Annotated in this window: 7 protein-coding genes; 6 read left to right on the top strand and 1 reads right to left on the bottom strand. The window is 74.9% G+C overall.

The genetic code is table 11. From position 1 onward, the window contains the following. The first annotated feature begins 101 nt into the window (after positions 1–101). Entirely contained in the window at positions 102–800 is a 699-nt protein-coding gene (locus ABT247_RS29310; RefSeq protein WP_350748368.1) for a class III extradiol ring-cleavage dioxygenase family protein, read from the top strand. A gap of 133 nt (positions 801–933) precedes the next feature. Here the strand turns inward: ABT247_RS29310 and ABT247_RS29305 are convergent, their stop codons facing one another. Next, positions 934–1,179 carry an antitoxin gene (locus ABT247_RS29305; RefSeq protein WP_350748366.1) on the bottom strand — a complete coding sequence of 82 codons (246 nt, stop codon included), beginning with the start codon at positions 1,177–1,179 and terminating at the stop codon, positions 934–936. Between the two features lie 153 nt (positions 1,180–1,332). Here ABT247_RS29305 and miaA point away from each other — a divergent pair, with 153 nt between their 5' ends. The 5 genes from miaA to hflX all read left to right on the top strand — a co-directional run bounded on the left by miaA (position 1,333) and on the right by hflX (position 8,108). Next, on the top strand, positions 1,333–2,292 hold the full coding sequence (gene miaA, locus ABT247_RS29300; RefSeq protein ID WP_350748364.1) for a tRNA (adenosine(37)-N6)-dimethylallyltransferase MiaA: 960 nt from the start codon (positions 1,333–1,335) through the stop codon (positions 2,290–2,292). 228 nt (positions 2,293–2,520) lie between these two features. Next, a complete protein-coding gene (locus ABT247_RS29295; RefSeq protein ID WP_350748361.1) occupies positions 2,521–3,033 on the top strand; it encodes a hypothetical protein in 513 nt (170 codons plus the stop codon). 124 nt (positions 3,034–3,157) lie between these two features. Next, complete coding sequence (gene dapF / locus ABT247_RS29290) at positions 3,158–4,069, top strand: diaminopimelate epimerase (RefSeq protein ID WP_350748360.1); 912 nt, start codon at positions 3,158–3,160, stop codon at positions 4,067–4,069. 188 nt (positions 4,070–4,257) lie between these two features. Next, positions 4,258–6,609 carry a RelA/SpoT family protein gene (locus tag ABT247_RS29285; RefSeq protein WP_350748357.1) on the top strand — a complete coding sequence of 784 codons (2,352 nt, stop codon included), beginning with the start codon at positions 4,258–4,260 and terminating at the stop codon, positions 6,607–6,609. Further along, complete coding sequence (hflX, locus tag ABT247_RS29280) at positions 6,606–8,108, top strand: GTPase HflX (RefSeq protein WP_350748354.1); 1,503 nt, start codon at positions 6,606–6,608, stop codon at positions 8,106–8,108. Before ABT247_RS29285 ends, hflX begins: the two co-directional genes overlap by 4 nt. Positions 8,109–8,206 lie beyond the last annotated feature (98 nt).

The following is an 8,206-nucleotide window of genomic DNA, read 5'->3' as shown; positions in this document are numbered from 1 at the left end:
CACGCGAGAATCAACCCTCTTTCCCAACCCGACGCTCTTCCGATCTGGTGGGAGTCCGGACTCCCACCGGGCCGTCCGTCCGCCCGGCTAGAGTGATCCACATGCTGGTAGCCGCCGCCGTGTGCCCCTGTCCGCCGCTGATCGTCCCCGAGATCGCCGCCGGGGCCGCGCCCGAGCTGGACGGGCTGCGCGCCGCCTGCGACGAGGCGCTGGCGGCGCTGGTCGCGGCCGAGCCGCAGCTGGTGGTGGCGGTCGGTACCGGGCCGGAGGCCGAGGTCTGGACCGAGGGCGGGGCCGGGTCCTTCCACCGGTACGGGGTGCCGCTGGTCGCCAAGCTGCCCGGCGGGCGGGTCGAGGGGCCGGAGCTGGCGCCCTCGCTGACCGTCGGCGCCTGGCTGCTGGAGCGCGCCGGAATCACCCTGCCCACGCACGCCTGCGCGGTGCCCCCGGACGCTCCCGCCGACCGGATGCTCGGGCTCGGCCAGGGCCTGGCCGGACTCGCCGACCGGGTCGCCCTGCTGGTGCTGGGCGACGGCAGTGCCTGCCGCACGGTGCGCGCGCCCGGCTACCTGGACGAGCGCGCCGAGGGGTTCGACGCCGCGCTGGCCGCCGCCCTGGGATCGGCCGACCTGGCCGCCCTCGCCGCCCTGGACAGCGGGCTCGCCGCCGAGCTCAAGGCCGAGGGCCGGGCCCCCTGGCAGGTGCTGGCCGGCGCCGCGGCGGGCGCCGGCCTCACCGCGCGGCTGCGCTACCAGGACGCGCCGTACGGGGTGGGGTACTTCGTGGCGTCCTGGAGCTGAGCGCCCGGGCCGGGCCGGCGTTCGGCCCCGGCCAGGCGTCCGGCCCGGGGCCGGGCACCGAGCGGCCGGGCACCGAGCGGCCGGGCGCCTGACGGCCGGGCACCCCAGCAGCCGGGCACCGAGCGGCGGGGCGTCAGGGCCTGGGGGCCGGGCCGTCGTCGCCCGGCTTCGGCTTGTGGGCGAAGTCGTCCACCGCGTGCTTGGCCTTGTCGGCGCCGTGCTCGATCTTGTCGCTGTACTTGCCCTTGGTCGCCTTGTCGATCGCGCCGCCGGCCTTGTCCACCAGCTGCTCGATCTGGTCGCCGTGCTTGCCTGCGAGGTCGCTCGCCTTTTCCTTGAGCTCCTCGGCCTTGCCCTTGAGGTTGTCCATCAGACCCATGGCGATCTCCTTCTCTCCCTGTCCCCTGCTCAACGCACGGGACCGGTAAAGCGTTCGCAAAACCGGGCCCCGGCCTCCCGTCACATGGTCGCGCGGCGGGGCGGGCGCGGCAGCCCGGTCCCCGTGGCCTCCGCGGTTTGCGAGACTGGAGCGGTGAGCAGCTCCCGCACCCCGAACGCCGCCCCTCCCCAGGTGGTCTCCGTCGTCGGCGCCACCGCCGCCGGCAAGTCCGACCTGGCCGTCGCCATCGCCCGCGCCCTCGGCGGCGAGGTGATCAACACCGACTCGATGCAGCTGTACCGGGGCATGGACATCGGCACCGCCAAGCTCACCCCGGAGGAGCGCGGGGGCGTGCCGCACCACCTGCTGGACGTCTGGGAGGTCACCGAGGCCGCCAGTGTCGCCGAGTACCAGCGGCTGGCCCGGGCCGAGATCGACCGGCTGCTGGCGGCCGGGCGCACGCCCGTGCTGGTCGGCGGCTCCGGCCTGTACGTCCGGGCGGCGATCGACGAGATGGAGTTCCCCGGCACCGACCCGGCCGTGCGCGCCCGGCTGGAGGCCGAACTGGAGGAGCACGGCCCGTACGCGCTGCACCGGCGGCTGGCCGAGCTGGACCCGGCGGCCGCCGAGGCGATCCTGACGAGCAACGGGCGGCGGATCGTCCGGGCGCTGGAGGTCATCGAGATCACCGGCCGGCCGTTCACCGCCAACCTGCCCGGCAACACCGCCGTCTACCGGACCGTGCAGATCGGCGTCGCGGTGCCGCGCCCCGAGCTGGACGAGCGGATCACCCTGCGGGTCGACCGGATGTGGGAGGCCGGACTGCTGGACGAGGTGCGGCGGCTGGAGGAGGTCGGACTGCGCGAGGGCAGGACCGCCTCCCGGGCGCTCGGCTACCAGCAGGTGCTCGACCACTTCGCCGGGGAGTGCACCGAGGACGAGGCGCGGGCCGAAACCGTACGGGCCACCAAGCGCTTCGCCCGCCGGCAGGAGTCCTGGTTCCGCCGGGACGACCGGATCCACTGGCTCTCCCGCCCGACCGGCACCGACCCGGTCGAGCTGCTGGAACGTTCCCTCGAACTGATCGCGCGTCAGGGGATTCCGGCCGCGTAGCGCGGTTCCGGCCAATCCGGCGGTGCACCTGCGCGCGCAGCCGACCGTGCAGGACGAAGCGGGGGTCACGGCCCGATCACGTGATGGCCACGGATCACCCGAGGACCCCGGTCAGGCCCCGAACGGATCCTCTGGACATGCCATCATCGATGCCATAGGGGTCGGCCCGCGCGGGCCGACCGTGCCCGGCCGCGAGTCCGCTCGTGTCGAACTGTCAGGGGAGGCCGTGTGTCAACGGGTACCGGCCCCGAACCCGGACAGGGCGGGAGCGTCACCGCACCGGCCGAGGGGTTCGACGAGTCGACGAGAGGGGACCTCCCGGTGCTGACCGGCCTGGAGGCGCCGACCTCGTACGCGGTCGCGGTGCCCGCCCTGGACACCCGCACCCCGCCCGGGGGAGCGGTGCACGAACGCGAGATCCGGCCGCGGCGCCGGCTCCGCTGGTGGCAGACCCTGCCGATCGCGCTGCTCGGCACCCTCGGCTCGTTGATGTTCGCCTTCCCGCTCGCCTTCGGCTCCGCCGGGGCGCGCGCCACCATGGTCGGGATGCTGGGGCTGCTGCTCACGGCCGCCTCGGTCGGCTGGGGCGCGATGGCCGCCCGGCACGCGGGGTACAAGTGGCCCGGGCTGCCGCGCCGGGGTTCGGGGCAGCGGGCCGGCTGGAAGGCGATCGTGGTGTACACCCTGATCGCACTGGTCGCCTGCGCGCTCGCGGTCTGGCGGGTCGCCTACCTGCGCTGACCGGGTTTTCCGGCGGTCCGTGCCCGCGCCGAGCGGGTCGCGCCGGGGCGCCCGTGCCCGCCGGGCGGCCGCGGGCCCCTTCCCGCGCCGAGCCGGGCGGGTGGGCATCAGTACCATCGGAGGGGTGAGCGCATCCTCTCCCCAGCAGGCCGGTCTCCCCTTCTTCAAGGGACACGGCACCCAGAACGACTTCGTGATCGTGCCGGACCCGGACGGCGTGCTGGAGATCGGCCCGGAGGCCGTCGCCGCGCTGTGCGACCGGCGGGCCGGCATCGGCGGGGACGGGCTGCTGCGGGTGGTGCGGGCCGCCGCCGACCCGGCCGCCGCCCACCTGGCCGACCGGGCCGAGTGGTTCATGGACTACCGCAACTCCGACGGCAGCATCGCCGAGATGTGCGGCAACGGCCTGCGGGTCTTCGCCCGCTTCCTGGTCGAGGCCGGTCTCGCCAAGCCCGGCGAGCAGGCGATCGCCACCCGCTCCGGCGTGCGCACCGCGACGGTCGCCGAGGACGCCGCGGACGGCACCCCCGGTGAGGTCACCATCGACATGGGCCGCGCCGGGCTGCCCGGGCCGGACGGCATCGAGGTCGCGGTCGGCGAACGGCGCTGGCCCGCGCTGAACGTCAACATGGGCAACCCGCACGCGGTGGCCTTCGTCGAGAGCCTCGACCACGCCGGTGAGCTGCGCACCGCTCCGCTCACCAGCCCCGAGGGCGTCTACCCGGAGGGCGTCAACGTCGAGTTCGTGGTGGACCGCGGCCCGCGGCACGTCGCGATGCGGGTGCACGAGCGCGGCTCCGGCGAGACCCGCTCCTGTGGCACCGGCGCCTGCGCCGTCGCGGTGGCCGCGATCCGCCGGGACGGCCTGGACCCGGCGGCCACCGGCGAGGCGGTCTCGTACACCGTGGACGTACTGGGCGGCCGGCTGGTCATCACGGAACACCCGGACGGCCGGGTCGAGATGGCCGGGCCGGCGGTGATCGTGGCCGAGGGGCGGCTCGACCCGCGCTGGTGGGGGTCACTGAGCCGAGGCTGACGGGCCGGTTTGCCCATTTCGTACGGCGACGAATCCCCCCGATCGGGTGATACCGGTCGCGGACGGGAACCACGGCATCGCGGACCGTGCTCTGCTCGGTAGCATGGACCACCGGGTCGTCCCCCGGGAGGGGTGGCAGACCACCCCCCGGGAGGGGCAGCACCCGGCGACCGTTGCCGGAGGTGCCGATGACCATCGAAGCCGGGCAGCCCCTCGCGGGGCAGCCGACGACCGCACGGCAGGCCGGGGCCCGGAGGCCCCTGGGGGAGCTCGGCCTGGCCGCCCTCGGCCGGGCCGGACGCGCCGCGTTACTCGCCACCGGGCGGCCGCCGGTGCCGGACGCCCTGGAGCCGCTCGTCCGGGTCCACCGGCAGCACCACCCGCAGGGCGACCTGGCCCTGCTCGCGCGGGCGTACCGGCTGGCCGAGGCCAGCCACCGCGGCCAGAAGCGCAAGAGCGGCGAGCCGTACATCACCCACCCGCTGGCCGTCACCATGATCCTGGCCCAACTCGGCGCCGGGACCACCACCCTGGTCGCCTCGCTGCTCCACGACACCGTCGAGGACACCGACCTGACGCTGGACCAGGTGAGCGCCGGGTTCGGGCCCGAAGTCGCCTACCTGGTCGACGGGGTGACGAAACTGGAGAAGGTCGACTTCGGCGCGGCCGCCGAGGCCGAGACCTTCCGCAAGATGCTGGTCGCCACCGGGGACGACGTCCGGGTGATGGTGATCAAGCTCGCCGACCGGCTGCACAACATGCGCACCATCCGGCACATGAAGCCGGCCAGCCAGGTGCGGATCGCCAAGGTCACCCGGGACGTGCTCATCCCGCTGGCCGAGCGGCTCGGCATCCAGGTGCTCAAGGCGGAGCTGGAGGACATCGTCTTCGCCACCCTGCACCCCGAGGAGCACGCCCGCACCCGCGCCCTGATGGCCGATCACGAGGCCGAGCCGGACACCGTGCTGGGGCCGTTCGCCGGCCGGCTGGCCCGCCAGCTGGCCGAGGCGGGGATCGCCGCCGAGGTCACGGTGCGGCCCCGGCACTGCGTCTCGCTGCACCGGGTGCTGCTCGAACGGGCGGCCGCGCCCGGGCCGGACGGCCGGCCCCGGGGGCCGCAGCCGGCCGACTTCGGGCGGTTGCTGGTGGTGGTCGAGGAGAACGCCGACTGCTACGCCGTGCTCGGTGAGCTGCACACCTGCTGGACGCCGCTGCCGGGCGAGTTCAAGGACTTCGTGGCCGCGCCCAAGTTCAACCTCTACCAGTCGCTGCACACCGCGGTGGCGCTGGAGGGCGGCGCGGTGGTCGAGGTGCTGGTGCGGACCCGCCGGATGCACGAGGTGGCCGAGACCGGGGTGGTCGCGCTCGGGGACCCGACCCCGGCCGGCCCCGCCCAGGACACCGACGAGCTGGACCGCACCGACCCGGCCCGGCCCGGCTGGCTCAGCCGGCTGCTGGAGTGGCAGCAGGAGACGCCCGACCCGGACGCGTTCTGGTCGGCGCTCACCGCCGACCTGGCCGGCGACCGCGAGATCACCGTGGTGACGGAGAGTGGCGAAACGCTTCAGCTGAGGGCGGGCGCCACCTGTGTGGACGCGGCCTACCTGCTCGGCGAGGAGACCGGCCACCGATGTATCGGCGCCCGGGTCAACGGCCGGCTCACCGCCCTGTCCACCGTCCTGCGCGACGGGGACGTGCTCGCCGTCCTCACCGAGAGCCCCCCGGCCGACGGCGGGCAGCGCGGCGCCGAACCCTCGGGCCCGTCACCGGAGTGGCTGGCGCACGCCCGCACCCCCGCCGCCCGGCTGGCCATCGAGCGCTGGCTGGCCGACCACCCGGCCCGGCTGCCGGTGGTGCGCACCGGGCCGGCCGGCGGCCAGCCCGCCCCGCCCGCGCACCGGGCCGGGGAACGCCGGTCCGCCCCCGTCGCCGTGGCCGGGCGGCCCGGGGCGACGGTGCGCCTGGCCCGCTGCTGCACGCCCGTCCCGCCGGACGAGGTGGCCGGCTACCCGATCCGCGGCGGCGCGGTGGCCGTGCACCGCACCGGCTGCCCGGCCGGCCAGCGGCTGCGCGCGGACGGCCGCACCGAGCTCCAGGTCCGCTGGCGGTCCGAGGACGCCCCGACGGCGAGGCACCGCGCCACCCTGCTGGCCGAGGCGCTGAACCGGCCCCGGCTGCTCGCCGACCTCACCGCGGCGATCTCCGCCGAGGGCGTCGGCATCGTCTCGGCCGAGGTCGAGCCGCCGCAGGAGCTGCGGGTCCGCCACACCTACACCGTCGAACTGCCCGAGCCGGGTGCGCTGCCCGCGCTGATGCGGGCGATGCTCCGGGTGTCCGGGGTGTACGACGTGAGCCGCCCGCACGCTCCGGAGGGCGCCCGGGGCCGCCACTCCGGGGAAAATGGGGGTGACCGGCCCGCGCCGGGCGTGCGACCATCGTGGGGAATTCACGGCCGGTCCACGGCGTTGTCAGGGCACATGGGCCCCGGTGACGGTCGAGGGTCCTCGCCACAGCCGTACAGCGACCAAAGGATAGAATGACCTCCACGTTCGACACCCGCGACCACGCCGACGCCCCGCGCCGCATCGACGGTCGACGGGCTGAAGCCCTCATGGACGAGGACCTCGCGGCCATCGACGAGGACCTCGGCCACACCTACGACGGCGACCAGTACGACCGCAGCGAGCGCGCCGCCCTGCGCCGGGTCGTCGGCCTCTCCACCGAGCTCGAAGACGTCACCGAGGTCGAGTACCGCCAGCTCCGCCTGGAGCGCGTGGTGCTCGTCGGCGTGTGGACGGACGGCACGCTGGAGGAGGCGGAGAACTCGATGGCCGAGCTCGCCGCGCTGGCCGAGACGGCCGGCTCCCAGGTGCTGGACGGCGTCATCCAGCGCCGCGACAAGCCCGACGCGGCCACCTACATCGGCTCCGGCAAGGCGCAGGAGCTGCGCGACATCGTCGCCTCCACCGGCGCCGACACCGTGGTCTGCGACGGTGAGCTCACCCCCGGCCAGCTGATCCACCTGGAGGACGTGGTCAAGGTCAAGGTCGTCGACCGGACGGCCCTGATCCTGGACATCTTCGCCCAGCACGCCAAGTCCCGGGAGGGCAAGGCGCAGGTCTCGCTGGCCCAGATGCAGTACATGCTGCCGCGTCTGCGCGGTTGGGGTCAGTCGCTGTCCCGGCAGATGGGTGGCGGCGGCTCCGGCTCCTCGGGCGGCGGCATGGCCACCCGTGGTCCCGGTGAGACCAAGATCGAGACCGACCGGCGCCGGATCCGGGAGAAGATGGCGAAGCTCCGCAAGGAGATCGCCGAGATGAAGAAGGGCCGCGACACCAAGCGCCAGGAGCGCAAGCGCCACCAGGTGCCGTCCGTGGCCATCGCGGGCTACACCAACGCCGGCAAGTCCTCCCTGCTCAACCGGCTCACCGGTGCGGGCGTGCTGGTGGAGAACGCGCTGTTCGCCACCCTGGACCCGACCGTGCGCCGGGCCCAGACCCCGAGCGGGCGGCTCTACACCCTGGCGGACACCGTCGGCTTCGTCCGGCACCTGCCGCACCACCTGGTCGAGGCCTTCCGCTCGACCATGGAGGAGGTCGCCGACGCGGACCTCATCCTGCACGTGGTGGACGGCTCGCACCCCGAGCCGGAGACGCAGCTGGCCGCCGTCCGGGAGGTCATCGTCTCGGTCGAGGCGCAGGACGTGCCCGAGATCGTGGTGATCAACAAGGCGGACGCCGCCGACCCGCACGTGCTGCAGCGCCTGCTGCGCCGCGAACCGCACGCCATCGTGGTGTCGGCCCGCAGTGGGGCGGGGATCGACGAGCTGCTGCAGCTCATCGACGACGAACTGCCGCGCCCGGCCGTCGAGGTGCGGGCCCTGGTGCCCTACACCCAGGGCGCGCTGGTCTCCCGGGTGCACAAGGAGGGCGAGCTGCTCGCCACCGAGCACACCGGCGAGGGCACGCTGCTGCACGCCAAGGTGCCGGCCGAGCTGGCCGCGGAGCTGGAGCACTTCTCGGTGGCCCTGCAGGGCTGACCGGGCCGCGCTGCACGGCTCGCCCGCCCCGGCTGCACGGGACAGGCGCGCCGCCGGTTCGTACGGCTTCTCCGCGCAGGGCCCCGGACGATCGCGTC

The sequence above is a fragment of the Kitasatospora sp. NPDC001539 genome (assembly GCF_040298565.1).
In the GTDB taxonomy this organism is placed as follows: domain Bacteria; phylum Actinomycetota; class Actinomycetes; order Streptomycetales; family Streptomycetaceae; genus Kitasatospora.
Note: the sequence above shows the minus strand (reverse complement) of the source record. Positions and strands in the feature narration are given on the sequence as shown.